We start from the raw sequence: 24,247 nt of genomic DNA on the forward strand, positions 1-24,247 counted from the left end.
GGGGGCCGGCCCGCCGGGCCGGCCGTCAGACCGCCGCTGATCGACTCAGCCGGCGGCTGCTCCGCGGCCTGATCAGCAGCGAGAGTGTCACGGCCCCGACCAGCGCCGAGCCGACCAGCGTGGCCACGACATGGCCCGGACCCAGCACCGAGTGCATGAGATACGAGCCGAACAGGGCTCCCAGGGCGCCGGTGGTGAGGACGGCACGGCGGGACGGGAGCCGGTCCGGCAGGAAGCGGAGCGCCAGCCAGGCGAGGGCGAGTCCGAGCACTGCGGAGCCGAGCGGTTCCAGGATCACAGATGATCACCTCGCGAGTTGCGGGGCGGGTAAATCGGTCGTTAGCGGTCCTACCCGTGGGCTGCGGAACGCAACCCTCCTGGGCACAGGCTTCACACGGAGAACACCGGCACCGGCGGGAACGGGCGGCGGCCCGGTGGGAAGTCCCACCGGGCCGCCGCCACGGTCACTGCTGAGAGCGTGCTGGACTACAGCGCGCCGAACCCCACGCGCCGCGTGCTGGGCTCGCCGATCTCCACGTAAGCGATCCGGTCGGCCGGCACCAGGACCTTGCGGCCCTTCTCGTCCGTGAGGCTGAGCAGCTGCGCCTTACCGGTGAGCGCCTCGGCGACCGTGCTCTCGACCTCTTCGGCGGAAAGCCCGCTCTCCAGAACGATCTCCCGGGGCGTGTGCTGCACCCCGATCTTGACCTCCACGGCTATGTCCCTCCGACGGTCAGTCCATGCGCGGTGAGCCGCGCCGTACCCAGCACACATTAGCCCGCTGAGGGGGGCCGCCAGTGGCCGGAGGGCAACGCCCGCAGCGAACACGGGCGTGGCCGCGCCGGGCGGCCCGCGTCAGTGCTGATCGATGCCGTGCAGCGGGAAGCCCGCGATGCCCCGCCAGGCCAGCGACGTGAGCAGCTGGACCGCGGTGTCGCGTGGAATGGCCGACCGGCTGGAGAGCCAGTAACGGGCCACCACCTGGGAGACACCGCCCAGGCCGACCGCGAGCAGCATCGATTCGTCCTTGGACAGCCCGGTGTCACCGGCGATGACGTCGGAGATCGCCTCCGCGCACTGCAGCGAGACCCGGTCGACGCGCTCGCGCACCGCCGGCTCGTTGGTCAGGTCGGACTCGAAGACGAGCCGGAAGGCGCCGCCCTCGTCCTCGACGTACGCGAAGTACGCGTCCATCGTCGCGGCGACCCTCAGCTTGTTGTCGGTGGTCGACGCCAGTGCCGTACGGACCGCCTGGAGAAGCGATTCGCAGTGCTGGTCGAGAAGGGCCAGATAGAGCTCCAGCTTGCCCGGGAAGTGCTGGTAGAGCACCGGCTTGCTGACCCCGGCCCGCTCGGCGATGTCGTCCATCGCGGCGGAGTGGTAGCCCTGTGCCACGAAGACTTCCTGCGCGGCGCCCAGCAGCTGATTGCGTCGGGCGCGGCGAGGCAGGCGAGTGCCTCGCGGGCGCGCCGCCTCGGTCTGCTCGATGGCTGTCACGCCGCCTCCCAAATTTGTGATCGGACACAGCTTTTCCGTGCACGCTGCGCCGTACAGCCATCGTACTTTTGGGTAACCCGGGTACGCGCGGCGCGGACGCAGAATTTCATGGACCGGACGGCTGCGGTAGCCACAGATTCCTCGGCCACCGGGACAAATCAGGTTGTATCAGCGGTATTCGTCCTCATCCTGTGCGATGACGCGGGCCTGCTCCGCCGCATCCGCCTCGTTCGCACTGTCCCGGTCGATCTCCGTGAGCGGTTCGTCGCGCCGCTGCTGGAGATCGGCCCGCTGCTCGGCGGCGTCGGCCCGGGGTGTCTCCTGGTCCGGTTCGTCCGGCTGGATGTCCTCGAAGGTCTCCGGGTCGCTGGGGTCGACCGTCATGGTGACTCCCTTCCTTGCTTCGAGCGTAGGAGCTACCCCGGCGGGCCGCTACGCGGTCTGTGACCGCGAACACATGAATCGGGGTGTGATCGTCTCGTAACATTGCCGCATGTCTTCGACCGAGCTGCCGGGCGTCCGTGCCGTCGTCGCCGCGGCGTCCCCCGCGGTGGGCACCGTCGAGGTCGCCGAGGGGGAGGAACTGCGCTCCGTCGCGCTCCCCGGGCTGACGCTGACCGTCCGGTCCCGGCCTCCGCAGCGGGCCGGACTGCCGCCCGCGCTCTACGTGCACGGGCTCGGCGGCTCCTCGCAGAACTGGTCGGCGCTGATGCCGCTGCTCCAGGACGTGGTGGACGGGGAGGCCGTCGACCTGCCCGGCTTCGGCGACTCCCCGCCGCCGGACGACGGGAATTACTCGGTCACCGGGCACGCCCGCGCCGTGATCCGGTTCCTCGACGCCGGGGAGCGCGGGCCGGTCCATCTGTTCGGCAATTCGCTCGGCGGTGCCGTGGCCACCCGGGTCGCCGCGGTCCGTCCCGACCTGGTGCGCACCCTCACGCTCATCTCGCCCGCGCTTCCCGAGATCCGGGTGCAGCGGTCCGCCGTGCCGACGGGGCTGCTCGCGGTGCCCGGTGTTGTCGGCCTGTTCGCCCGGCTGACCAGGGAGTGGTCCGCGGAGGACCGCACCCGTGGCGTGATGGCGCTCTGTTACGGCGATCCGGGGCGGGTCTCCGAGGCGGGCTTCCGTGCAGCGGTGGCCGAAATGGAGCGCCGCATGGAGCTGCCGTACTTCTGGGACGCGATGGCGCGCTCGGCACGTGGCATTGTCGATGCGTACACGCTCGGCGGGCAGCACGGACTGTGGCGCCAGGCCGAGCGGGTGCTCGCACCGACCCAGCTCGTGTACGGCGGACGGGACCAGCTGGTCTCGTACCGGATGGCGCGCAGGGCGGCCGCGGCCTTCCGCGATTCACGGCTGCTGACGCTGCCCGACGCGGGGCACGTGGCGATGATGGAGTACCCGGAGGTGGTCGCCCAGGCCTTCCGGGAACTGCTCGACGAACGCGGCGGGAGCTGATCCGGGGCGTGGGACGACATAGTCGAAAGGGCCCCAAACCCCCGGGGTCCGACAGCGAGGCCGCCCCCGCGGACGCAGGCGGCGACCGCGAGGCCGTCCAGCCGCCGGGCCCCGGCACCGGCCGGCGACGCAGGGCCGCCGACGCACCGTCCGGATCCGACGGGCACGCCCCGTCCCAGCAGGCCGGGCACGTCCGCGGCGGCCATCCCGAGCAGCGCGAACCCGGCGGCGGCTGGGGGACCGGGCCCCAGCCCCGCCTCCGGGCCGAGGACCCCCGGACCGTGGGGCAGCAGGCTTCGGCCCAGCCGCAGGCGACGCCCCGGCAGCAGCCGCAGACCGGCACCCGGCCGCTGATACCGGGACCGCGGCGCGAGTTCGTCGAAGCGTTCGACGCGCCGCCCGCACCGCGAGGGCCCTCCGTCCCGCCGGCCCGCCCCGCCGATCCGTACGCCTCGGTCGGCGAGTGGGACGAGCGGCCGCCCGGCGCCGCCGTCGACCCGCCCGCCGGCAAGGAGAGCAAGGACGGCAAGGGCTCCAAGGGGCGCACCTTCACCGGGATCGCGGCCGCCGCGGTGACCACCGTGCTCGCGGTGGTCGTGGCCGGGCAGGTCGCCCAGGACGACGGCGGCCGGACCGGCGCCGCGCAGCCCGCGGGCGTCGACCGGGACGGCCTCGACGGCACCTCCCGCTCGGACGACCGGGCGACCCCGCAGCCGGTGCGGGTCAAGCCGCTCACGTACGAGCAGAAGATGGCCAAGGCCTATCCGCTCGCGCCGAAGCTGACGGCGTCCGGGAAGTTCGAGACGGTTCCGGGGAAGGCGAAGGCGCCCGGCCGGGGGCACAAGTACCGGTACCGGATCGACGTGGAGAAGGGCCTCGGTCTCGACGCCGAGCTCTTCGCCAGGGCCGTCCAGGAGACCCTCAACGACGACCGCAGCTGGGCGCACGACGGGGCGATGACGTTCGAGCGGATCTCCCGGGGCGATCCCGATTTCGTCATCACCCTGGCCAGCCCCGGGACCACCGGCGAGTGGTGCGAGAAGTCCGGTCTGGACACCACGCAGGACAACGTCAGTTGCGACTCCGCGGCGACCGAGCGCGTGATGATCAACGCCTACCGCTGGGCACAGGGGTCGTCGACCTTCGGTCCGGACAAACTCTTCGCCTACCGCCAGATGCTGATCAACCATGAGGTCGGCCACCGGCTGGGCCACAACCATGTGAGTTGCGGCACGGCCGGAGCCCTCGCTCCGGTGATGCAGCAGCAGACCAAGTCGTTGAACATCGACGGGATCAAGTGCCGTCCCAACGCCTGGGTGTATCCGCCCAGTTGATCCGGAAAGGGGCGGGTCCGCGAGTGCGACGGGCCCGCCCCTTCGGCATGCCCGGCCCCGTGGCCGTATGCAGAACCGGCGCACACCTGCCCGCACCCTGTCCGCATGGTGAGATCGCTGTCTCAATTAACGTTGACATCACCTGGGCGGTGATCCATATTTCTCGGCATGTCACACGGCCCCGTCCTCCCCGATCGCGCAGTCATAGAGCTGGCGCTCATCGGTGTGACCGGGCACAGTGTCGCCGACATCGACTGTTGCTGACGCCTGCCCGAGCGCGCGTCCGCCCGCCGTCCGAGCCCTGAACGGGCCGGGCCGCCACGCATGACCGCCGCGCCCGGCACATTCCCTCCGCAGGCGCGGCAGTTCGTTGTCACCGGTCGGCTTCTCCAGCCGCCGACCGGCTGTGTGCACTCGCTCTCGTTGCCGCCTGCGCGGAACCCTTACGTCCCGTTTTGCCCAGGCAGTACATCCGAGAGGTCATCTTCCGATGCGTCAACCGTCCGTCATATCGCGCCGCGTGGCCGCGGCCACCGCAGTACTCGTCGTGGCGGCGGGTGCCGCGGCCTGCGGACCCAAGGACAACAAGGGCGGCGACGGCAGCTCCGGTGCGACCGGCAAGCCGCAGAAGGGCGGCACGCTCACCGTCCTCAACAGCAAGCCGCAGGATGACTTCGACCCCGCGCGGCTCTACACCTCCGGCGGCGGCAACGTCCCGTCCCTGGTCTTCCGTACGCTCACCACTCGCAACCGGGAGAACGGCGCCGCCGGCGCGAAGGTCGTCCCCGACCTCGCGACCGACCTGGGCACGCCCAGCAAGAACGCCACCGTGTGGACGTACACCCTCAAGGACGGCCTGAAGTACGAGGACGGCACCGCGATCACCAGTGCCGACATCAAGTACGGCATCGAGCGCTCCTTCGCCGCCGAGCTCTCCGGCGGCGCGCCCTACCTGCGCGACTGGCTGATCGGCGGCGCCGACTACCAGGGCCCGTACAAGGACAAGAAGGGCCTCGACTCGATCGAGACGCCCGACGCGAAGACGATCGTCTTCCACCTCGACAAGCCGGAGGGCGAATTCCCCTTCCTGGCCACGCAGACCCAGACGACCCCGGTGCCCAAGGCCAAGGACACGGGCACCAAGTACGAGGAGCACCCGATCTCCTCGGGCCCGTACAAGGTCGTCAGGAACGAGGGCGACGGCGAGCGCCTGATCCTGGAGCGCAACCCGCACTGGTCGGCGGCGACCGACGAGGAGCGCAAGGCCTACCCCGACAAGATCGACGTGCGCTCCGGACTCGACTCCGCCGTCATCAACCAGCGCCTGTCCGCCTCGCAGGGCGCCGACGCCGCCGCCGTCACCACCGACACCAACCTGGGCCCGGCCGAACTCGCCAAGGTCAGCGGCGACAAGAAGCTCGCCGCCCGCGTCGGCACCGGCCACTTCGGCTACACCAACTACATCGCGTTCAACCCGAAGGTGAAGCCGTTCGACAACCCGAAGGTGCGTCAGGCGATCTCGTACGCCGTCGACCGCTCCTCCGTGGTCAACGCGGCCGGCGGCTCCTCGCTCGCCGAGCCCGCCACCACCTTCCTGCCCGACCAGGCGGCCTTCGGCTACACGCCGTACGACCACTTCCCGGCCGGTAAGAACGGCAACGCGGTCAAGGCCAGGGAACTGCTGAAGGAGGCCGGCTACCCCAAGGGGCTGACCGTCACCCTCACGCACTCCAACGACAAGGACTTCGCGACGAGCCCGGAGATCGCCACCGCGCTCCAGGAGGCGCTGAAGAAGGCCGGAATCACCGTCAAGCTCCAGGGCCTGGAGTCCAACGACTACTCCGACACCGTCTACAACGTGAAGAGCGAGCCCGGCTTCTTCCTCGGCGGCTGGGGCGCCGACTGGCCGTCCGGCGGCCCGTTCTTCGCGCCGATCTTCGACGGGCGCCAGATCGTCAAGTCGGGCTACAACTTCAACTCCGGCCAGCTGAACGACCCCGCGGTCAACAAGGAGATCGACGAGATCAACAAGCTGACCGACCTGGACGCCGCCGCGAAGCGCTGGGGCGCGCTCGACGAGAAGGTCGGTGAGCAGGCGCTGACCGTGCCGCTGTTCCACCCGGTCTACAAGCGCCTGTACGGCGAGGCCGTCAAGAACGTCGTGATCAGCGACTGGACCGGCGTGCTCGACATCTCGCAGGTCGCGGTCAAGTAGTCATGGCAGATGCAATTCCGGTCGAGGAGGCGGGGACCGCGAAGGTCCCCGCCTTTGGGGCCAATCCGTTCTGGCGGCGGCTGCGCGCCCGGCGCGCGGCCCTCGTGGCGGCCGCGGTCGTCGCCCTGCTGGTCCTGGCGGCGCTCGCCGCACCGTTGCTCGCGGGCATCGAGGGCCAGGACCCCACCACGTACCACCCCGACCTCGTCGACTCCGCCACCGGCGGGGTGCCGGTCGGCTCCTTCGGCGGGATCAGCGCCGAGCACTGGCTCGGCGTCGAACCGCTCACCGGACGCGACCTGTTCGCCCGCGTCGTGTACGGGGCCCGGGTCTCGCTCGGCGTCGCGCTCGCCGCCACGCTGCTCCAGGTGATCACCGGCGTCGGTATCGGGCTCGCGGCCGGGCTCGGCAACCGCTTCGTCGACCAGGCGCTCAGCCGGGTCACCGACGTCGTGGTCGCGCTGCCCGTCATGGTGATCGCGCTCGGCGCGCTGGCCGTCGTACCCGCGAGCTTCCCCCGCCCGGTCCTGATCGCCGTGATCATCGGCCTGATCGGCTGGTCGGGGACCTCGAAGATCGTGCGCGCCCAGACGCTCTCGCTGAAATCGCGCGACCACGTCGCCGCCGCCCGGCTCAGCGGCTGGGGCTCCTGGCAGATCGCCAGGCGCGAACTGCTGCCCGCACTGGCCGCGCCCGTCATCACCTACGCGGTGCTGCTCTTCCCGTCGAACATCGTCGTCGAGGCGGCCCTGTCCTTCCTCGGCGTGGGCATCAAGCCGCCCACACCGTCCTGGGGACAGATGCTCAGCGACGCCGACACCTGGTACCAGGCGGCACCCACCTATCTGCTGATCCCCGCCCTGCTGCTCTTCGTCACCGTGCTGGCGCTGACCGTCCTCGGCGAGGGCGTACGCACCGCGCTCGACCCGCGCGCCGAGTCCCGGCTGCGGATCGGCACCGGACGGAAGAAGGAGGCCGACGCGTGAAGTGGTTCCTGCTCAGACGGATCGGCGGAGCACTCTTCGTGCTGCTCGCCCTCAGCGTCGTCGTCTACGCCGCCTTCTACGTCGCCCCGGGCAACGTCGCGCAGATAGCCTGCGGCCCGCGCTGCTCGCCCGCGCAGGTGGCGCAGGTCAGCGAACAGCTGCACCTGGGCGACCCGTTGTACCTGCAGTACGCGCACTTCCTCCAGGCGCTCTTCACCGGCCGCGACTACTCGACCGGCACCGGCGTGCTGCACTGCCAGGCGCCCTGCCTGGGACTCTCGTACCAGAGCGACCAGCAGGTCACCGAGCTGATCCTGGCCAAGCTCCCGGCCACCGCCTCGCTCGCCGTCGGCGCCTTCGTGCTGTGGATGCTGCTCGGCGTCGGCACCGGGCTGCTGTCGGTGTGGCGGCGCGGCCGGCTGACCGAGCGCGTCCTGACCTGGATCACTCTTGCGGGCATGGCGACCCCGGTCTTCGTCATCGGACTGCTGCTGATCATCGTCCTGGTCACGGCGTTCCAGATCCTGCCGTTCCCGGACTACGTACCGCTCACCGAGGACCCGGAGCAGTGGGCCTGGAACCTGCTGCTGCCCTGGATCTCCCTGGCCCTGGTGTCCGCGGCCCCGTATGCCCGGATGACCCGGGCCTCGATGCTGGAGACCCTGGCCGAGGACCATGTGCGCACCTTCAGGGCGTACGGGGTCGGCGAACGGGCGCTCGTGGGACGGCACGCGCTGCGCGGTGCGCTGGCGCCGGTGATCGCGCTCGGCGCACTCGACATCGGCTCGATGTTCGGCGGCGCCGTCCTCACCGAATCGCTCTTCGGGATTCCGGGGGTCGGCCGTGAACTCGTCGACGCCGTGAAGCACGTGGACCTTCCGGTGGTCGTCGGTCTGGTGCTCGTCACCGGATTCTTCGTGGTCCTCGCCAATGCCGTCGCCGACATACTCCAGGCGATGGCCGACCGACGGGTGGTACTGGCATGAGCCTGGTCGAAGTCTCCGATCTCTCGATCTCGTTCGGCGACGTACGAGCCGTGGACGGGCTGTCGTTCTCGCTGGAGGCCGGCGGCGCGCTCGGAGTCGTGGGGGAGTCCGGCTCCGGCAAGAGCGCCTCGGCGTATGCCCTGCTGGGACTGCACCGCGGGACCGGCGCGAAGGTCGGCGGCTCGATCCGGGTCGCCGGGGTGGACGTGACGGCGGCGGACGACGCGGAACTGCGGGCCCTGCGGGGCGCGAAGGCCGCGATGGTCTTCCAGGACCCGCTGTCCTCGCTGGACCCGTACTACGCGGTGGGAGACCAGATCGCCGAGGTGTACCGGGTGCACAACCGGGCCTCCCGGCGGGCGGCGCGGGCTCGGGCGGTGGAGGTGCTGGACCGGGTCGGGATCCCCGACGCGGTACGGCGCTCCCGGTCGAGGCCGCACGAGTTCTCCGGCGGGATGCGGCAGCGGGCGCTGATCGCGATGGCCCTGGCCTGCGAGCCCCAGCTGCTCATCGCCGACGAGCCTACGACCGCCCTGGACGTCACCGTCCAGGCCCAGATCCTCGACCTGCTCCACGACCTGCGCCGCGAGACGGGCATGGGGCTGCTGCTGGTCACGCACGACGTGGGCGTGGCGGCGGAGTCGGTCGACGAGGTGCTGGTCATGCAGTCGGGCCGGGCGGTGGAACGCGGACCGGTGGGCGAGGTGCTCGTGGCGCCGCGCGAGCCGTACACGAAGGCGCTGCTGGCGGCGGTGCCCCGGGTGACGGAGGCGCGCGACCGATCCGGCGCGGCGGCGGAAGACGGCGAGGTGCTCGTCGAGGCCGACGGCGTCCGGCAGGTGTTCGGCAGGGGGAAGACCGCGCTCGCCGCCGTCGATGGGGTCTCCCTCACCGTCCGGCGCGGTGAGACCCTCGGCATCGTCGGGGAGAGCGGCAGCGGCAAGACCACCCTCGGGCGGATGCTCGTCGGACTGCTGGAGCCCACCTCGGGGCGGCTCACCCGCGACGCCCGGGTGCAGATGGTCTTCCAGGACCCCGTCTCCTCCCTCAACCCGCGCCGCTCGGTCGGCGAGTCGGTCGCCGACCCGCTGCGGGCCCGTGGGCAGCGCGACGAGGCCGCGATCAGGGTGCGGGTGCGGGACCTGCTGACCCGGGTCGGACTCGACCCGGACAGCCACGACCGCTACCCGCACGAGTTCAGCGGCGGACAGCGACAGCGCGTCGGGATCGCACGGGCCCTGGCCGCAGAGCCGGAGCTGATCGTCTGCGACGAGGCGGTCTCCGCGCTCGACGTGACGACCCAGGCCCAGGTGACCGCCCTGCTCGCGGAGCTCCAGCGGGAACTCGGACTCGCCCTGGTCTTCATCGCCCACGACCTCGCCGTCGTACGGCAGGTCAGCGACCGGGTCGCAGTCATGCGGCAGGGCCGGATCGTCGAGGAGGGCGCGGTGGACCAGGTGTACGGGAACCCCCGGGACCCGTACACCAAGCAGCTGCTGGCGGCCGTTCCGGCGCTCGATCCGGCGCTCGCGACGGTTCGCCGCGCGGCCCGCAAGGAGTTGGCCGCCGCCTGACCCTGTGTGACCACTCGCTCCCATAGCGCGACAGAACGCTACTGGGGCGGGAAAGTTACGACGGTTCACCCCTTTCGGTGGTGCGACGGACAACCGTCCGTCGTACCACCGGCGTATCCGCTTACGGTCGTCCCGCTGTGAGCCGCCATTCCAACGGCGGCCGCCCACAAGGGAGATCGGGGGTGTGCTCGTGCGGATCGGACTACTCACCGATGGTGGTTACCCGTATGCCGGCGGTGAGTCCGGACTCTGGTGCGACCGTCTGGTGCGCGGGCTCACGCAGCACGAGTTCGATCTCTTCGCGCTCAGCCGCTCCGCCTCGCAGGAGGAGCGCGGCCGGGTCCCGCTCCCGGCGCAGGTCGGCCGGGTGCGCACGGCACCGCTCTGGACGGCCGACGAGGACGTACGGGACACCCGGGCCCCCAGGGGGCTGCTCGCCCGGATGGTGACGGGCGGCGGCGCCCGACCGTACGGACGGCGCGAACGGCGGCGCTTCGAGGCGCACTTCACGGCGCTCGCGGCCTCGGTCTGCGCGGCGGGTGCGGGGAGCGGCGAGGACTGTGCCGCGGGTACGGGGGAACCGGGTGGCGAAGGGTGTGCGTCCGTTGCGGACGCGCAGTTCACGGACGGCCTGTACGGGCTCGCGGAACTGGCCCGCGAACACGGCGGACTCACCGCGGCCCTCCGCTCCGAAACCACCGTGCGGGTACTCGAAGCGGCCTGCCGCGCCCCGGGCACCGGGCGCACCGTCCAGAGCGCCACCGTCCCCGACCTCCTCGCCTTCGCCCGGGAACTCGACCGGGTGCTCCGCCCCCTCTCGCTCGACTGGTACGACGAGGAGGGCCTCGGCGCGGTAGACCTCTGTCACGCGACGTCCGGTGGCGCCGGCGCACTGCCAGGACTACTGGCCAAGCGCTTCTTCGGGGTGCCGCTGCTGGTCACCGAGCACGGAGTGCGGCTGCGGGCGCACTACCTCGCGGCGACCGGCACCACGCTGAACGCGCCGGTGCGCGCCCTGCTCGCCAACCTGCACGGGCGGCTGGCCACCGAGGTGTACCGGCAGGCCGCGATCGTCACCCCGGGCGACACCCATGCCCGCCGCTGGCAGGAGCGGTGCGGCGCGGAGCGGGAGAAGCTGCGCACCGTCCACCCCGGCATGGAGTCCGACCGCTTCACGGCGCTGGGGGAGAGCGGCGACAGCGGTCCGGACGACACCCTGGTGTGGGTCGGGCCGGTCGAGCCGGCCAAGGACCTGATCGCGCTGCTGCACGCCTTCGCGGAGGTACGGAAGGCCGAGCCGGATGCCCGGCTGAGGATCATCGGCGCCCCGGCCCGGGGTGCGGAGGGTGCGAAAGGCACGGAGGGCGGGGCCTATCTCGCGCACTGCCGGGCGCTCGCCGCCCAGCTGTTCCCCGACGAGGCCACGGACGCGCACGCCATCGGGGACAACCCGGTCTCCTTCGATGACCTCGGCGGGGCCGAGGTGCCCGAGTTGACGGACGCCTACGCGGCGGGCGGGGTCGTCGTCCTGTCCAGCGTGATGGAGGGCTTCCCGACCGGTCTCGTCGAGGCGATGTTCTGCGGCCGGGCCACGGTGTCGACGGATGTCGGCGCGGTCGTCGAGGTGATCGGCGGCACCGGGCTCGTGGTGCCCCCGCGCAACCCCCGGGCGCTGGCCGACGCCTGTATCGCGCTGCTGCGGGACCCCGAGCGCCGTGCACGGCTCGGAGCGGCGGCGCGCGCCCGCGCGCTCGAACTCTTCACCGTCGACCAGAACCTCGCGGCATTCCGCGCCATCTACCTGGAGCTCATCTCGCACGCCCCGGTGCGCAGGGAGGCCGAGGCGGTGGACGCCGACGGCGAACCGCGCCCGTTCGCCACCCCGCCGGAGGCGAGGGTCCCGGGTCCGTGGACGGCCTCGGGTGCCGCCCCGGCCGGCCACACGCCCAGCTGGGCCGCCGCCGGGCCCCGGACCGTCTGCGCGGGAGCGCGGGGAGCGGGTGGCGGCGATGCGTGAACAGGGACAGGGGCCGGCCGGGCCGGGACGAGGCGGACCGCAGGGGTCCGGCGCGGCCGACGACGATCACGGAGGAATCACCATGGGCCGCCCGACCGAGGCGTCCGACGCACCCGCCGCACCGACCACCGGCGGAAGCTGGGACCTCCGCTCGCGGGCCCTGGTCTCCGAGCCGTCCCTGGCCGGGGGCGCGGGCGGGGACACGGAGCCGGAAGCGGATCCGGCGGGGGCAGCGGGGCCGACGGGGACGGCTGGACCGGCGGCGGCGCCGGGGCCGGGCGTGCCTGCGGTGTCATCCGAGTCTGCGGCGCTTGCGGGGGCCCCCAGGAGCCCCGCAGCTTCTGAGCCCTCCGCAGCTTTTGAGTCCCCCGCAGTCTCCGAGACCCCTGCGGCCCCGGACATCTCCGAGACCCCCGCCACCGGTGACCCCCTCCCCGCCCGCGCCCCCGAGATCGCGCGCCCCGTGCCCGCGCGTCGGCTCAACGTCTCGCGCCGTGGCCCCGCCGACCCCGTGAAATCGCTGATGCACCGCCATCGCGAGCTGTGCGAACGGGCCGTCGATCCGCTGGAGGTCGCCGCCGGGCTCGAAGCCCATGGCGTCACCGACCGCGCCGCCGCCCGCTACCGGCACCGCGACGTCTTCTCGCTCGCCGAGGAGCTGTTCGCACGGGTGCCCGGCATGGCGGCACAGGCCACGACCGGCCCCGGCGCGCCGGAGCGCGACATCACGACGCGCGCCGCCTGGTCGCTCCGCGCGCTGCTGCCGGGCGCCGCCTGCATCGCGACCGTCGGCGTACTCGGACTCACAGAGGGGGCGCTCGACGGCCGGGCCCGGCTCGCGATCGCCGTCGCCGGGGCGCTCCTCGCGCTCACCGGGCTCGCGTTCAGCCTGCGCAGCGGCCCCCTGCACGCCGAAGGCCGCTCCTCGGGCACGGCCAACGTGTACGGCTGCTGGCTCCTCGGCTACGTCATGTACGGCGAACCGCTGCTCGACCAGGTGCTCAGCGGCGGCCCCGAAGGCCCCTGGGAAGTCACCCCCGCGCCGCTACTGGGCCTGGCCCTCGCCCTCGCCCCGGCCACCTGGTGCGTCCACCTCTTCGCCGTACACGCGCACCGCCGGCTCATCGGCAGCCGTGCGCTGGAGGAGTTCGCCGCGGGTGTGCGCCCCCTGCTGTTCGGGGCCGTCGCACTTCATCTCTGCGCCGTCGCCGGTCTGCTGTACCTCGCGCACCTGGCGTACGGAGGCGGCGGGGCGTTCGTCGGGGCGGCCGCTCTCGGGGTGCTGCTCCTGCTGGCCCGGCTGCTGACCGTGCACGGGTTCCCCGAGCTCGCCGCCGGCGGACTCGCCTTCGCCTGCGCGGTCGAGGCGCTGGCTCCAGCGCTGGTCCTGGCCGGGCGGCTGCCCCAACTGCACTTCCTCGCCCGCCCCGTCGACCTCCTCGTCATGACGTCCGGCACCGGATCCGTACCCGCCATCGCGTGCGGGGGAGCAGCGCTCGGACTGCTGATCGCCGCCACCGTCGTCCTCTCCCGGGCATCCGCCCACACCGCCACCACCACCGCCCGGCCGGTCGACGAAGGCCCGGCCGCCGCCTAACCACAGCCGCACCACTGCCATCGCACGCCCCGCGGAGCCGACGCCGCGGGTCATTGCCCAACCGCACCTCACTTCTCAAGGAGACACCGGACATGACCCCCCAATCCCCTTCACCGGCAGCTCGCCGTCGGCGTCGAGGGGGCGCGCGATGAGGGTGCTGCTGCTCGGAGCCAACGGATTCCTCGGCCGGTTCGTGGCCGACCGCCTGCTCGCCGACCCCGCCGTGCACCTCACGGCGCTCGGCCGCGGCGACGACGCCGACGTACGGTTCGACCTCGCCGGCGGCAGCCCCGGAGCGCTGACCCGCTTCCTGGACGCCGTCCACCCCGGAGTGGTCGTCAACTGCGCGGGCGCCACCCGCGGCGGGGCCCGCGACCTCACCCGCCACAACACCGTCGCCGTCGCCACGGTCTGCGAGGCGATGCGGCGCAGCGGCTGCACGGCCCGGCTCGTCCAGGTCGGCTGCTCCTCGGAGTACGGTCCCTCGCAGCCCGGCTCGTCCACCGCCGAGGACGCGATCCCGCGCCCCGGCGGCCCGTACGGCGTCAGCAAGCTCGCCGCCACCGAACTCGTCCTCGGCTCCGGCCTCGACGCGGTGGTGCTGCGGGTCTTCTCCCCGGTCGGTCCGGGCACCCCTGCCGGTTCCCCGCTCGGCAGGCTCGCCGAGGCGATGCGCCGGGCCATGCAGTCCGGCGACGGCGAGCTGAAGCTCAGCGGCCTCGGCGTGCAGCGCGACTTCGTGGATGTACGCGATGTCGCCCGCGCCGTGCACGCCGCCTCGCTCTCCGCCGCCCAGGGCGTCGTCAACATCGGCACCGGCCGCGCCGTGCGCCTGCGGGACGCGGCCGCGGTCCTCGCCAGGGTCGCCGGGTACGCGGGCGCACTCCACGAGCTCGACGCGCCCCCGCCCCGGCTGCCCATCGGTGCCCCGCGCACCTCGACCGAGTCGGTCATCGAGCACCTCTCGGCGACCCCGTCCCCCTACCCTGACGGCTGCGGCGCCTGGCAGCAGGCCGACGTCCGCACCGCCAGGGACCGGCTCGGCTGGCGCCCCAGGATCAACCTGGAGGAATCCCTCGCCGACATCTGGATGGAGGCGGCGTGCCGTATCTGACCAGTACCGGAACGGCCCGTCGGATCGGCGGCGCCGAGCAGCTCGGCTTCGGCGTGCCCGGATACGCGCACCCGCTGCTCGCACCGGCCGAGTGGGCCGAACTCGCCCGCCCCGGGACCCCACTGCACTGGGCCGTGCTCAACATCGACGACGGCCCCGGCGCCCGCCCCGATCCGCACTGCCTGGAGGTCGCGGGCCGGCTCCGCAACGCGCGCGAGCGGGCCGTGCACGGCGAGGATCCGCGCGACTCGGTCCGGGCGGCGGGCGGCCGGCTGCTCGGCCATCTCGATCTGGCCTTCGGCAGCCGCCCTTTCGGGGACCTGATCGCCGACGCGCAGTCGTTCCTCGACTGGTACCGCGTCGACGGCTTCTATCTCGGCCGCTGCCCGGCCGGGCGCGCCGAGCTCCCGGCGGTGCGCCGTCTCACCAGCACACTCGCCACGCTCCTGGAACACGGCGACCCGCCGTACGGTGAGGGGAGCGGGCCACTGGTGCTCGGGCTGGGCACCCATCCCCACCCCGGCTACGCAGAGGCCGCCGACCAGCTGGTCACCTTCTGCGGACCGTGGACGGACTACCGCTGGTCGCAGGTGGCGGAGTGGACCGCCTCCTATCCGCCGGAGCGGTTCGCGCACTTCGTCCACGGCGTTCCGCGCACCCACCTCGACGAGGCCATGCGCATCGCCCGCTGGCAGGGCGCGGGCACGATCTTCTTCACGGACCGAGACGGCCAACAAGGGCTAACCGATCCATTCGCGGCGCTGCCCAGGTACTGGGACGAAATCGTCTCGCGGATCGGACCTGGTATCTCGGAATGAGAAGGGGCGTGGCAGTGTTACGGCAAGAACAACCGTACGTAGATGAAGTACGTAGAAACCGACCACCTGCATTGTTGAGGTTCCTGTGTCGCTGCCACCCCTGGTCGAGCCAGCTGCTGAGCTCACCGTCGACGAGGTCCGCAGGTACTCCCGCCACCTGATCATCCCGGATGTCGGGATGGACGGACAGAAGCGGCTGAAGAACGCGAAGGTGCTCTGTGTCGGCGCCGGCGGTCTCGGCTCGCCGGCCCTGATGTACCTGGCCGCGGCCGGTGTCGGAACGCTCGGCATCGTGGAGTTCGACGAGGTCGACGAGTCGAACCTGCAGCGCCAGATCATCCACAGTCAGTCCGACATCGGGCGCTCCAAGGCCGAGTCCGCCAAGGACTCGGTGCTGGGCATCAACCCGTACGTCAACGTGGTCCTTCACGAGGAGCGGCTCGAAGCCGACAACGTGATGGACATCTTCGCCCGGTACGACCTGATCGTGGACGGCACGGACAACTTCGCCACCCGCTATCTGGTCAACGACGCGGCCGTACTGCTGAACAAGCCGTACATCTGGGGCTCGATCTACCGGTTCGACGGCCAGGCGTCCGTCTTCTGGTCCGAGCACGGCCCCTGCTACCGCTGCCTCTACCCGGAGCCGCCCCCGCCGGGCATGGTCCCCTCCTGCGCGGAGGGCGGCGTGCTCGGGGTGCTCTGCGCGTCCATCGGTTCCATCCAGGTCAACGAGGCCATCAAGCTGCTCGCCGGCATCGGCGACCCGCTGGTCGGCCGGCTGATGATCTACGACGCCCTGGAGATGCAGTACCGCCAGGTCAACGTCCGCAAGGACCCCGACTGCGCGGTCTGCGGCGAGAACCCCACCGTCACCGAGCTCATCGACTACGAGGCCTTCTGCGGCGTCGTGTCCGAAGAGGCTCAGGAGGCGGCGCTCGGCTCCACGATCACTCCCAAGCAGCTCAAGGAGTGGATCGACGCGGACGAGAAGATCGAGATCATCGACGTCCGTGAGCCGAACGAGTTCGAGATCGTCTCGATCCCGGGCGCGAAGCTGATCCCGAAGAACGAGTTCCTGATGGGCAACGCCCTCCAGGACCTCCCGCAGGACAAGCGCATCGTCCTGCACTGCAAGACGGGCGTCCGCAGCGCCGAGGTCCTCGCGGTCCTCAAGTCGGCGGGCTTCGCCGACGCGGTGCACGTGGGCGGCGGCGTGATCGGCTGGGTCAACCAGATCGAGCCCGAAAAGCCGGTGTACTAGTACGAACGCTCGAAGGGGCCGGTCCGCAGCTGCGGACCGGCCCCTTCGAGCGTTCGTACCAGTGCTACGAGCAGGTCTTTCCGTCGTCCGGGACCATCCCGTCGAGGAAGTACGCGTCCACCGTCGACGTCACGCAGGAGTTCTGGCCGTACGCGCCGTGTCCCTCGCCCTTGTTGGTGAGCAGGATGCCCACGCCCTTGCCCAGCTCGTCCGCCATCTTCCGGGCACCTTCGTACGGCGTCGCCGGGTCACCGGTCGTCCCGACGACCAGCACCGGACCGGCGCCCGGAGCGCTCGTCTCCGGGTTGTCGTGCTCACCCTCCACCGGCCACTGCGCGCACCAGCCGGCCGTGTCCCACGCCAGGAACGGGCCGAACACCGGGGACAGCTTCCGGAACTCCGGCAGCAGCGCCCTGGCCTCGGCAGCCGTGGGCCGGAGCTTGCTGTCCGCGCAGGAGATGGCGCGCTGCGAGTGGTTCTGGGTGTCGTAATGGCCCTTCTTGTCACGGCCGTTGTACGAGTCGGCCAGCTGGAGCAGCATATTGCCGGTGCCGCTCTTCTCGGCCTCGTCCAGCGCCTGCGTCAGGAACGGCCAGTTGCTCTTGGCGTAGAGCGGCGTGACGATGCCGGTGATGGCCAGCGACTCGTTGAGCTCGCGGCCCGAGCGGGTCGGCAGCGGCTTCCGGTCGATCCGCTCCAGCAGTTTCGCGATCCGCTGCGTGCCCGCCTTCGGGTCCTGGCCGCGGTCCTTGAGGTAGTTCTCCAGCGCCCGCTGGAAGCCGGTCGCCTGGTTGCGGGCGTGCCCGACCGCGTCCGCGGTCGGGTCGACGACGGCGTCCAGCACGGTGCGTCCGACGTTCGAGGGGAAGAGGTGCGCGTAGGTGCCGCCGAGCTCGGTGCCGTACGACACTCCGAAGTACGTGAGCTTCTTGTCGCCGAGCACCGCGCGGATCAGGTCCATGTCCCGGGCGGCGTTCGTCGTACCGACGTACGGCAGGACCTTGCCGGAGCGGCGCTCGCAGCCGGCGCCGAAGTCCGCACCGTCCTTCATGAACGCCGTCTCCTCGGCCGCCGTGTCCGGGGTCATGTCGACCTTCCGGTAGGCGGTCTCCTGCTCCTTGTCGGTGCGGCAGCTCACCCCTTCGCTGCCGGCCACCCCGCGCGGGTCGAAGCCCACCAGGTCGTAGCGGGAGTTGAGGTTCTCGTACGAGCCGGCGGCGCGCGGCAGTATCGAGACGCCCGAACCGCCGGGGCCACCGAAGTTGAACAGCATCGAACCCAGACGCCGGTTGGTGTTCTGGGCCCTCTTGCGGATCAGCGCGATCCCGATCGTCTCGCCGTCGGGCTTCGCGTAGTCCAGCGGCACCCGGACCGTCGAGCAGCGCCAGTCGGATCCGGGGGTGCTCTCGCCCGCGCGGGCGTCGCAGCCCTTCCAGTCCAGCCGCTGGGAGGTGAGGGCGGCGGGCAGCCGGGGGGTGCCCTGCTGCCCGTCCGAAGCGGTGGACGGCCGGTCGGCCGAGGACGCGGGATCGCGGCCCGTCCGGTCGGCCGACTTGTCGTCCGTACCCCCGCCGCAGCCCGCGAGCAGACCCGTCAGCAGAAGCGCGGCGCCGGCCAGAGCCCCGGCGCGTGCGTGTGCGGCCACGTGTGCGTCCTCCCCGATGTTGCCTGTACTCAATACCTGTACTCACGACGTACAGAAAGTCCGCCCATGCTAAGGGCTGTCCCGTAATCCCTGGCGGGCGTGCGACGACAGCCACGGCACCTCGCCGCGTTGTCGGAACGCCCGAACACATCCAGTATTCGGGCGTCCCTCCGCCTTGCGGTGCACCGCGCCTGACGCCGCACGCTGATCCACCAGGGATCACGGGACAGCCCTCAGGGGGTGCCTGACCGGCGTGCCGCGCTACTTGCAGACGGTCCCGGCGGCGGGAACCTTTCCGTCCAGCAGGTAGCCGCCCACTTCCTTCTGCACGCAGGCGTTGCCGCTGTTGTACGCGCCGTGCCCCTGGCCCTTGTACGTCATCTCCACGCCGACGCCATCGCCCAGCGCGTCGGCCATCGCCCTCGCGCCCTCGTACGGTGTCGCCGGGTCGCCGGTGTTTCCGATGACGAGGATGGGGGCCGCGCCCGGGGCGCTGACGTCCGGGGTGTTCCAGACGCCCGGTACCGGCCATCCGGTGCAGGACATCAGGGACCAGCCCAGATAGTTGCCGAAGACCTTCGAGGCGGACCGGAACTCGGGGAGCTTGGCCTCGGTCTGGTCCGCGTTGAACCGCTGCTTGGAGTCGGCGCAGTTGATGGCGGTGTTGGCGGCCGTCGAGTTGTCGTACTGGCCGTTCTGGGAACGGCCGTTCAGCGAGTCGGCGAGGGCGAGCAGCAGCGCGCCGTTGCCGCCGTCGGCCTCGTCGATCCCCTGCTCCAGCAGCGGCCAGGTCTGCTTGGAGTAGAGGGCGGCCGCGATTCCGGTCGTCGCCAGGGTCTCCGTCAGCTGACGAGAGCCGAGCCCCGGGACCGGCTTCTTCTCCAGGCCCGTGAGAAGGCCGGAGATCCCCTGCTCGACCTCCTTCGAGGTGGCACCGGGAAGCTTGCACGCCTCGCCGCGGTCGACGCAGTCCTGGGTGAAGTTGTCCAGCGCGAGCTGGAAGCCCCGGGCCTGGCCGAGCGAGGACTGCTCGGAGTCCTGGGTCGGGTCGACCACCGCGTCCAGCACCGACCTGCCTACGTTCTTCGGGAACAAGTGGGCGTAGACGCCGCCCAGTTCGGTGCCGTACGAGATGCCGAAGTAGTACAGCTTCTTGTCGCCGAGCACCTTGCGCATCAGATCCATGTCGCGGGCGGCGTCGGTGGTGCCGACGTACGGGAGTTGCTTGCCGGAGTTCTTCTCGCAGGCCGTCGCGAAGGTCTTGGTGCTCTTGACGAGGGTGTTCACCTCCGCGGGGGTGTCCGGGGTGCCGTCGATCTCGAAACGGGCGTCGAGCTGTTTGTCGGTCTCGCACTCCACGCCGTCGCTGCGGCCAACGCCGCGCGGGTCGAAGCTGACCAGGTCGTAGCGGGCGCGGAGCTTGTCGTAATCGGTACCGAAGGCGGGCAGGGTGGCGACACCGGAGGCACCGGGGCCGCCGAAGTTGAAGATGAGGGAACCGATCCGCTTGTCCGGGTTCTTGGCCCTGGCCCGGATCAGGGCCAGCTCGATCGTCGAGCCCTCGGGCTTCGAGTGGTCGAGCGGGGCCCTCATGAACGAGCACTCCCAGGGGGTGCCACCGGGCAGCGGGGTCGGCGGCTGCCCGCCGCCCTGCGCGGCGGACGGGGCGGGGCAGGGCTTCCACGTCAGCTTCTGGGAGGCGAGGTCGCCGGAGCTGCTCGCGTCGGCGGCGTTCGCCGCGAGCGGCGAGCTCTGCGGCCCGTCCGGGCCTTCCTTGTCGCCGCTCTTCGAGCAGGCGGTGATGGGCAGGAGCACGGTCACGGCGGCGGCCAGTGCGGCGGCACGCAGGGCAGGGGAGGTCCTCATGGCCCCATGGTGCGGCGGGAACGGGGGCGCTGCACGGAGCACCGGTCCAAGCGGGTGGCGGGCGGCCCGGCCGTCCCCCGACCGGCCGTCCGGGTGGCTCGAGCCGTACACCGACCGGCCCCTTGCGGGCCGCCCCGGCCCGGTCCCCGACCGGTCGTGCGGCTCGTCCCGCACGGCGGCTGAGGGGGTGTCAGAGCTCGCCCTTGCGGGTCAGATGGTTGAAGCAGAGCCAGCCGGGAAGCACCGGCAGCCACAGCGTCAGCAGCCGGAACAGCAGCACGGCGGGTGCCGCGACCTCCTTCGGCAGGCCGACCGCGATCAGACCCAGCGTCAGCGCACCCTCGACCGCGCCCATGCCGCCCGGCGTGGGCGCCGCCGACCCCAGCGCGTTGCCCGCGAGGAAGACCACCGCGATGCTGGCGTAGCTGAGGTGCGGCACGTCGGGACCGCTGAACGCCCGGACCGAGGCGTCCAGGCACATCACGAACATGCCGGTCAGCAGCAGCATCCCGCCGATGCCGGTCAGCAGCTTCTGCGGCCGCTGCACCACGTCGAGCATGCGCGGCACGACCCCGGCGAACAGCGAGCGCACCCGCGTCACCACGAACTTCCGCAGGAACGGGACCGCCGTCACCACCAGCACCAGCACGGCGACGGTCAGCAGCCCTGCGATCACCGTCCTGGACGGAGTGAGCGAGGACGGCGTCCGCTCGGTGCCGGTCAGATAGCCGAACGCCGCCAGCAGCAGGATGTGGCAGCCGAGGCCGAACAGCTGCGAGGCGCCGACGCTCGCCACGGCGAGCCCGGGACGTACCCCGGCCCGCTGGAGGAAGCGGGTGTTCAGCGCCACACCGCCGACCGCGGCCGGGGCGACGATCTTCACGAAGGAGCCGGCGACCTGGGCCAGCACCGTCTTGCCGACCGGCACCCGCTCGGGCACGAAACCCAGCAGGCTCATTGCCGCAGCCACGTAACTGAGGGCCGAGAAGCCGACCGCGGCCGCCACCCAGCCCCACTCCGCCTGCTCGACGACCGCGCCGAAATCGGCCTGGGTGACCTGCGAGATGAGGAAGTACGCGGCGATCGCACCGGCGATGCAGCTGAGCAGGGTGCGGGCCTTGATGCGTTCCAGCCGCACCGGCTCGACCGGGGCCTGCGGCCGGATCAGCAGCACCTGCTGCCGCATCTGGGAGAGCAGGTCCTCCTCGCGGGCCTCGTCCAGGGCGTCGTCCAGGGCGCGCTTCTCGGCCTGCTTCTGGTTGCGCAGCGCCTTGCGGTCGGCCTTGCGGTCGGCGTCGTCGGCCGCCCCGTGTTCGTGCGCCCTGGCCCGCTTGGCCGCGTCCGACGCCTCCAGCACCGCCTCGCGCTCCCGCTGCGAGCGCTCCCGGGCGAGCCGGCGCAGCGCCGCCCGGGTGGAGCGGCTCAGCGCGATCGGCTGGAGCAGCGGCAGACAGTCGGCGACGGCGTCCGGACCGAGCACCTCCAGCGCCCCGGCGACGGCCCGCTCGGCACCCACCCGCAGACCCGTCGTGGTCAGCAGCTGGGCGACGTCCATCCGCAGCACCAGATCACCGGCCGCGATCTCGCCGCCGCGCAGGTCGGTGACGAACACCTTGCCGGAACGATCCACCAGGATGGCGTCACCGGTGAGCCTGCGGTGCGCGATCCGCCGCGACTGGAGCGCCTTCACCTGACGCCAGGATCCGTGCAGCAGCTCGTCGGTGATCTCCGAGTCCTCCAGCGCGTCCAGCGAACGGCCGCCGATGTGCTCGTACACCAGCATCACGGCGTCGGGTCCGAGCTCCGACGTGGCGATCAGCTTGGGCGCGTTGGCCCCGGCGGCGATCGCCGCGTAGGCGAGCAGCGCCTCCTGCTCCAGGGCCTGGCGCAGCGACTGGATGGAGCGGCGCTGGGTGATGCCGCGCAAGGTGAGCCGGCGCCACACCCGGTAGAAGAAGCCCTGGGCCTGCTGCTCGCGGTCGACGACCGTGACGTCGAGCGGTGGCCCGTCCTCCAGGGAGACCAGATAGCGGCGCCCTCGGTCGCTCTGGTCGCCCGAGTCCGGGGTGTCGTCGGCGCGCATCGCGCTGACCGGGCGGAAGCCGACATGGCGCAGACCGGCCATCAGGTGCTGACCGGTCGGCCGTACGTTCGGCGAGCCGACCGCGTACAGCGTGCCGTACGCGACGGTCCAGCCGATCAGTACGGTGAGGATGATCGAGAACGGGGTCGTGTAGCCGCCGACCAGCATCGCGAACGCGTCGAGCAGCAGCACCACCCACAGCACGACCCGCCAGCGCGGCCGTCTCGCCATGCCGACCGCCGTCATGTACGCGATCACCGGGGCGAGATAGCCGTGTACGGGATCGGTGAGTGCGTCACCTGGCTGTGGCTGGGTCAGCGCGTCCTGGATGGTGCCGGGGGCCGAGTTGGCGACCCAGAGGTCGGTGGCGAGCGTCACGCCGTGCGCCAGTACGGCGGCGAGCACCCCGTCGGCGATCCGGAGCCCGTCGCGTTTGATCAGCCGCTCGATGGCGAAGGCGACCGGGACGAGCAGCACGGCGATGCTGGAGACGAGACCGGCCGTCTTGATCAGGACGTCGGGCGCCTGACCGGTGCCCTTGTTGATGTCCTGTTCGAGACCTGTGGTCGTGCCGTGGGCGAACGCGGCGATCGAGAGCAGGACGACGATCGCCAGGACCCCGATGAGGAGCCGCATCAGATCGGAGGGGCGGTGCACACGGGCGGGGAGCAGCGGTTCGTCGCCGGAGACGCGTTCGGCCTGCTCCTCCGCGGCGGACGAGAGCGTCGAGCCGGTCAGAGGTCCGGGGAGCTCCGCCTGCTCCGCACCGGGCTTTGCGGGCGCGGAGACGGGCTTTGCGGGCCCGCTGCCGGGCTTCGCGGCGGGTGCGCGGGAAGCGTCCGGTCGCGGCTCGGCGTCAGGGGCGTCCGCCGCCTTCGGTGGCTGCACGCCCTGCTCCTTCGTCGCCTCTGATTGGTCTTCGTGTTCTCGTATCACCGGTCACCGCCCGCACGATGGTGGCACGGCCCGACGACGCAGGGGGGCATCAGGGGGCACTGCACGGACATGGGAAGGGACACGCGAGCGGACATGGGAAGCGCAAGATACGCCCCTTCGCTTCCGCCCGCAGGTCCTGTGACCGGACGCACACGGACCGGGCCGGGATGTCGGTGGCGTACGGCAGGATGGGTCGGATGAGCCAACACCGCACGAGCGGCGAGCGGGCGGGCGACGACCGCACGGGCCACGCACTGCCGGATTACGTGGAGCGCGTGCTCGACGTCGCCGAGCTGATCCCGCCCGGCCGCGTCATGACGTACGGCGATGTCGCCGAGTGGCTGGACGAGGGCGGGCCGCGCCAGGTCGGCCGGGCCATGTCGCTGTACGGGTCCGCGGTGCCCTGGTGGCGCGTGGTCCGCGCCGACGGGGCACTCCTCCCCGGCCACGAGCTGCGGGCCCTGGACCACTACCGCGCGGAGGGCACCCCACTGCGCGAGGCGTCGCGAGGCGCGGAGGGCCACCTGCCGCGCCTCGACATGAAGCGGGCGCGGTGGGACGGCGTCACCGCGGACGGGGGCGCGGACCGGGACAAGGGCGGAGGTGCTCACACCTGACAGCTTCCGCCATCCGGCGGCACAGCGGGCGGCGCCGGGGCCGTACGACGTACCCGACTTCCGGGAAGTGACCCAGGGTGCGCAGATGGTGATCGAGAGTGCGCGAAATGCGGCCGGCGGCAAGACCTGCGGCATGTGACGCGACGGGACCGTGGTCGCGCGGAGTGACGAGCGGAGTGCCAAGCGGAGTGACGTGTGGAGTGACGAAAAGCACGGCCGGACGCCGGACCGGGCACGTG

General features: G+C 71.8%; 20 protein-coding genes. 13 read left to right on the forward strand and 7 right to left on the reverse strand.

What is annotated here, in order from left to right; genetic code table 11:
- Positions 1-25: 25 nt before the first annotated feature.
- From ACIRJP_RS15110 to ACIRJP_RS15125, 4 genes are all read right to left on the reverse strand, one after another.
- On the reverse strand, positions 26-298 hold the full coding sequence (locus tag ACIRJP_RS15110) for a hypothetical protein (RefSeq protein WP_404173074.1): 273 nt from the start codon (positions 296-298) through the stop codon (positions 26-28).
- Between the two features lie 188 nt (positions 299-486).
- Positions 487-714 carry a DUF3107 domain-containing protein gene (locus tag ACIRJP_RS15115; RefSeq protein ID WP_218105578.1) on the reverse strand — a complete coding sequence of 76 codons (228 nt, stop codon included), beginning with the start codon at positions 712-714 and terminating at the stop codon, positions 487-489.
- Between the two features lie 141 nt (positions 715-855).
- The gene (locus ACIRJP_RS15120; RefSeq protein WP_018105511.1) at positions 856-1,497 is read right to left on the reverse strand and encodes a TetR/AcrR family transcriptional regulator; all 642 of its coding nucleotides are present in this window, start codon (positions 1,495-1,497) and stop codon (positions 856-858) included.
- 168 nt (positions 1,498-1,665) lie between these two features.
- A complete protein-coding gene (locus ACIRJP_RS15125; protein WP_404173078.1) occupies positions 1,666-1,881 on the reverse strand; it encodes a hypothetical protein in 216 nt (71 codons plus the stop codon).
- Positions 1,882-1,990: 109 nt separating this feature from the next.
- Between ACIRJP_RS15125 and ACIRJP_RS15130 the strand changes: the two genes are divergently transcribed.
- The 12 genes from ACIRJP_RS15130 to moeZ all read left to right on the forward strand — a co-directional run bounded on the left by ACIRJP_RS15130 (position 1,991) and on the right by moeZ (position 16,861).
- Positions 1,991-2,956, forward strand: coding sequence for an alpha/beta fold hydrolase (locus tag ACIRJP_RS15130; RefSeq protein ID WP_404173081.1), 966 nt, complete (start codon positions 1,991-1,993; stop codon positions 2,954-2,956).
- 8 nt (positions 2,957-2,964) lie between these two features.
- A complete protein-coding gene (locus ACIRJP_RS15135) occupies positions 2,965-4,290 on the forward strand; it encodes a DUF3152 domain-containing protein (RefSeq protein ID WP_404173084.1) in 1,326 nt (441 codons plus the stop codon).
- 168 nt (positions 4,291-4,458) lie between these two features.
- A complete protein-coding gene (locus ACIRJP_RS15140; protein ID WP_323138501.1) occupies positions 4,459-4,554 on the forward strand; it encodes an Ms4533A family Cys-rich leader peptide in 96 nt (31 codons plus the stop codon).
- A 226-nt stretch (positions 4,555-4,780) separates the two neighbouring features.
- On the forward strand, positions 4,781-6,505 hold the full coding sequence (locus tag ACIRJP_RS15145; RefSeq protein WP_404173088.1) for an ABC transporter substrate-binding protein: 1,725 nt from the start codon (positions 4,781-4,783) through the stop codon (positions 6,503-6,505).
- 2 nt (positions 6,506-6,507) lie between these two features.
- Positions 6,508-7,491, forward strand: a complete 984-nt coding sequence (locus ACIRJP_RS15150; RefSeq protein WP_404173091.1) for an ABC transporter permease — start codon at positions 6,508-6,510, stop codon at positions 7,489-7,491.
- The gene (locus ACIRJP_RS15155; protein WP_404173094.1) at positions 7,488-8,477 is read left to right on the forward strand and encodes an ABC transporter permease; all 990 of its coding nucleotides are present in this window, start codon (positions 7,488-7,490) and stop codon (positions 8,475-8,477) included. Before ACIRJP_RS15150 ends, ACIRJP_RS15155 begins: the two co-directional genes overlap by 4 nt.
- On the forward strand, positions 8,474-10,051 hold the full coding sequence (locus ACIRJP_RS15160; protein ID WP_404173097.1) for a dipeptide ABC transporter ATP-binding protein: 1,578 nt from the start codon (positions 8,474-8,476) through the stop codon (positions 10,049-10,051). Before ACIRJP_RS15155 ends, ACIRJP_RS15160 begins: the two co-directional genes overlap by 4 nt.
- Before the next feature lie 190 nt (positions 10,052-10,241).
- Entirely contained in the window at positions 10,242-12,068 is a 1,827-nt protein-coding gene (locus ACIRJP_RS15165; RefSeq protein ID WP_404173100.1) for a DUF3492 domain-containing protein, read from the forward strand.
- Between the two features lie 82 nt (positions 12,069-12,150).
- Positions 12,151-13,665 (forward strand): hypothetical protein, encoded by a 1,515-nt coding sequence (locus ACIRJP_RS15170; protein WP_404173103.1) that lies wholly within the window; start codon positions 12,151-12,153, stop codon positions 13,663-13,665.
- A gap of 148 nt (positions 13,666-13,813) precedes the next feature.
- Complete coding sequence (locus ACIRJP_RS15175) at positions 13,814-14,779, forward strand: NAD-dependent epimerase/dehydratase family protein (protein ID WP_327273057.1); 966 nt, start codon at positions 13,814-13,816, stop codon at positions 14,777-14,779.
- The gene (locus ACIRJP_RS15180) at positions 14,767-15,597 is read left to right on the forward strand and encodes a spherulation-specific family 4 protein (protein WP_404173106.1); all 831 of its coding nucleotides are present in this window, start codon (positions 14,767-14,769) and stop codon (positions 15,595-15,597) included. Before ACIRJP_RS15175 ends, ACIRJP_RS15180 begins: the two co-directional genes overlap by 13 nt.
- A gap of 85 nt (positions 15,598-15,682) precedes the next feature.
- Positions 15,683-16,861: an adenylyltransferase/sulfurtransferase MoeZ gene (moeZ, locus tag ACIRJP_RS15185; RefSeq protein ID WP_404173109.1), complete on the forward strand. Its 1,179-nt coding sequence runs from the start codon at positions 15,683-15,685 to the stop codon at positions 16,859-16,861.
- 64 nt (positions 16,862-16,925) lie between these two features.
- Here the strand turns inward: moeZ and ACIRJP_RS15190 are convergent, their stop codons facing one another.
- The 3 genes from ACIRJP_RS15190 to ACIRJP_RS15200 all read right to left on the reverse strand — a co-directional run bounded on the left by ACIRJP_RS15190 (position 16,926) and on the right by ACIRJP_RS15200 (position 23,343).
- Positions 16,926-18,506: an alpha/beta hydrolase gene (locus ACIRJP_RS15190; protein WP_404173112.1), complete on the reverse strand. Its 1,581-nt coding sequence runs from the start codon at positions 18,504-18,506 to the stop codon at positions 16,926-16,928.
- Positions 18,507-18,767: 261 nt separating this feature from the next.
- A complete protein-coding gene (locus tag ACIRJP_RS15195; RefSeq protein ID WP_404173115.1) occupies positions 18,768-20,372 on the reverse strand; it encodes an alpha/beta hydrolase in 1,605 nt (534 codons plus the stop codon).
- Positions 20,373-20,562: 190 nt separating this feature from the next.
- Positions 20,563-23,343 carry a lysylphosphatidylglycerol synthase domain-containing protein gene (locus ACIRJP_RS15200; protein WP_404173118.1) on the reverse strand — a complete coding sequence of 927 codons (2,781 nt, stop codon included), beginning with the start codon at positions 23,341-23,343 and terminating at the stop codon, positions 20,563-20,565.
- 245 nt (positions 23,344-23,588) lie between these two features.
- Between ACIRJP_RS15200 and ACIRJP_RS15205 the strand changes: the two genes are divergently transcribed.
- Positions 23,589-24,008, forward strand: a complete 420-nt coding sequence (locus tag ACIRJP_RS15205) for an MGMT family protein (RefSeq protein ID WP_404173121.1) — start codon at positions 23,589-23,591, stop codon at positions 24,006-24,008.
- Positions 24,009-24,247 lie beyond the last annotated feature (239 nt).

Source organism: Streptomyces sp. NPDC102437, assembly GCF_044765565.1.
GTDB lineage: Bacteria > Actinomycetota > Actinomycetes > Streptomycetales > Streptomycetaceae > Streptomyces.

Excerpts from the sequence above, each read along its gene's own strand:
- ACIRJP_RS15125 (WP_404173078.1), bottom strand. The coding sequence starts at position 1,881 with ATGACGGTCGACCCCAGCGACCCGGAGACCTTCGAGGACATCCAGCCG.
- ACIRJP_RS15130 (WP_404173081.1), top strand. The coding sequence starts at position 1,991 with ATGTCTTCGACCGAGCTGCCGGGCGTCCGTGCCGTCGTCGCCGCGGCG.
- ACIRJP_RS15140 (WP_323138501.1), top strand. The coding sequence starts at position 4,459 with ATGTCACACGGCCCCGTCCTCCCCGATCGCGCAGTCATAGAGCTGGCG.
- ACIRJP_RS15145 (WP_404173088.1), top strand. The coding sequence starts at position 4,781 with ATGCGTCAACCGTCCGTCATATCGCGCCGCGTGGCCGCGGCCACCGCA.
- ACIRJP_RS15150 (WP_404173091.1), top strand. The coding sequence starts at position 6,508 with ATGGCAGATGCAATTCCGGTCGAGGAGGCGGGGACCGCGAAGGTCCCC.
- ACIRJP_RS15160 (WP_404173097.1), top strand. The coding sequence starts at position 8,474 with ATGAGCCTGGTCGAAGTCTCCGATCTCTCGATCTCGTTCGGCGACGTA.
- ACIRJP_RS15170 (WP_404173103.1), top strand. The coding sequence starts at position 12,151 with ATGGGCCGCCCGACCGAGGCGTCCGACGCACCCGCCGCACCGACCACC.
- ACIRJP_RS15175 (WP_327273057.1), top strand. The coding sequence starts at position 13,814 with ATGAGGGTGCTGCTGCTCGGAGCCAACGGATTCCTCGGCCGGTTCGTG.
- ACIRJP_RS15195 (WP_404173115.1), bottom strand. The coding sequence starts at position 20,372 with ATGAGGACCTCCCCTGCCCTGCGTGCCGCCGCACTGGCCGCCGCCGTG.
- ACIRJP_RS15205 (WP_404173121.1), top strand. The coding sequence starts at position 23,589 with ATGAGCCAACACCGCACGAGCGGCGAGCGGGCGGGCGACGACCGCACG.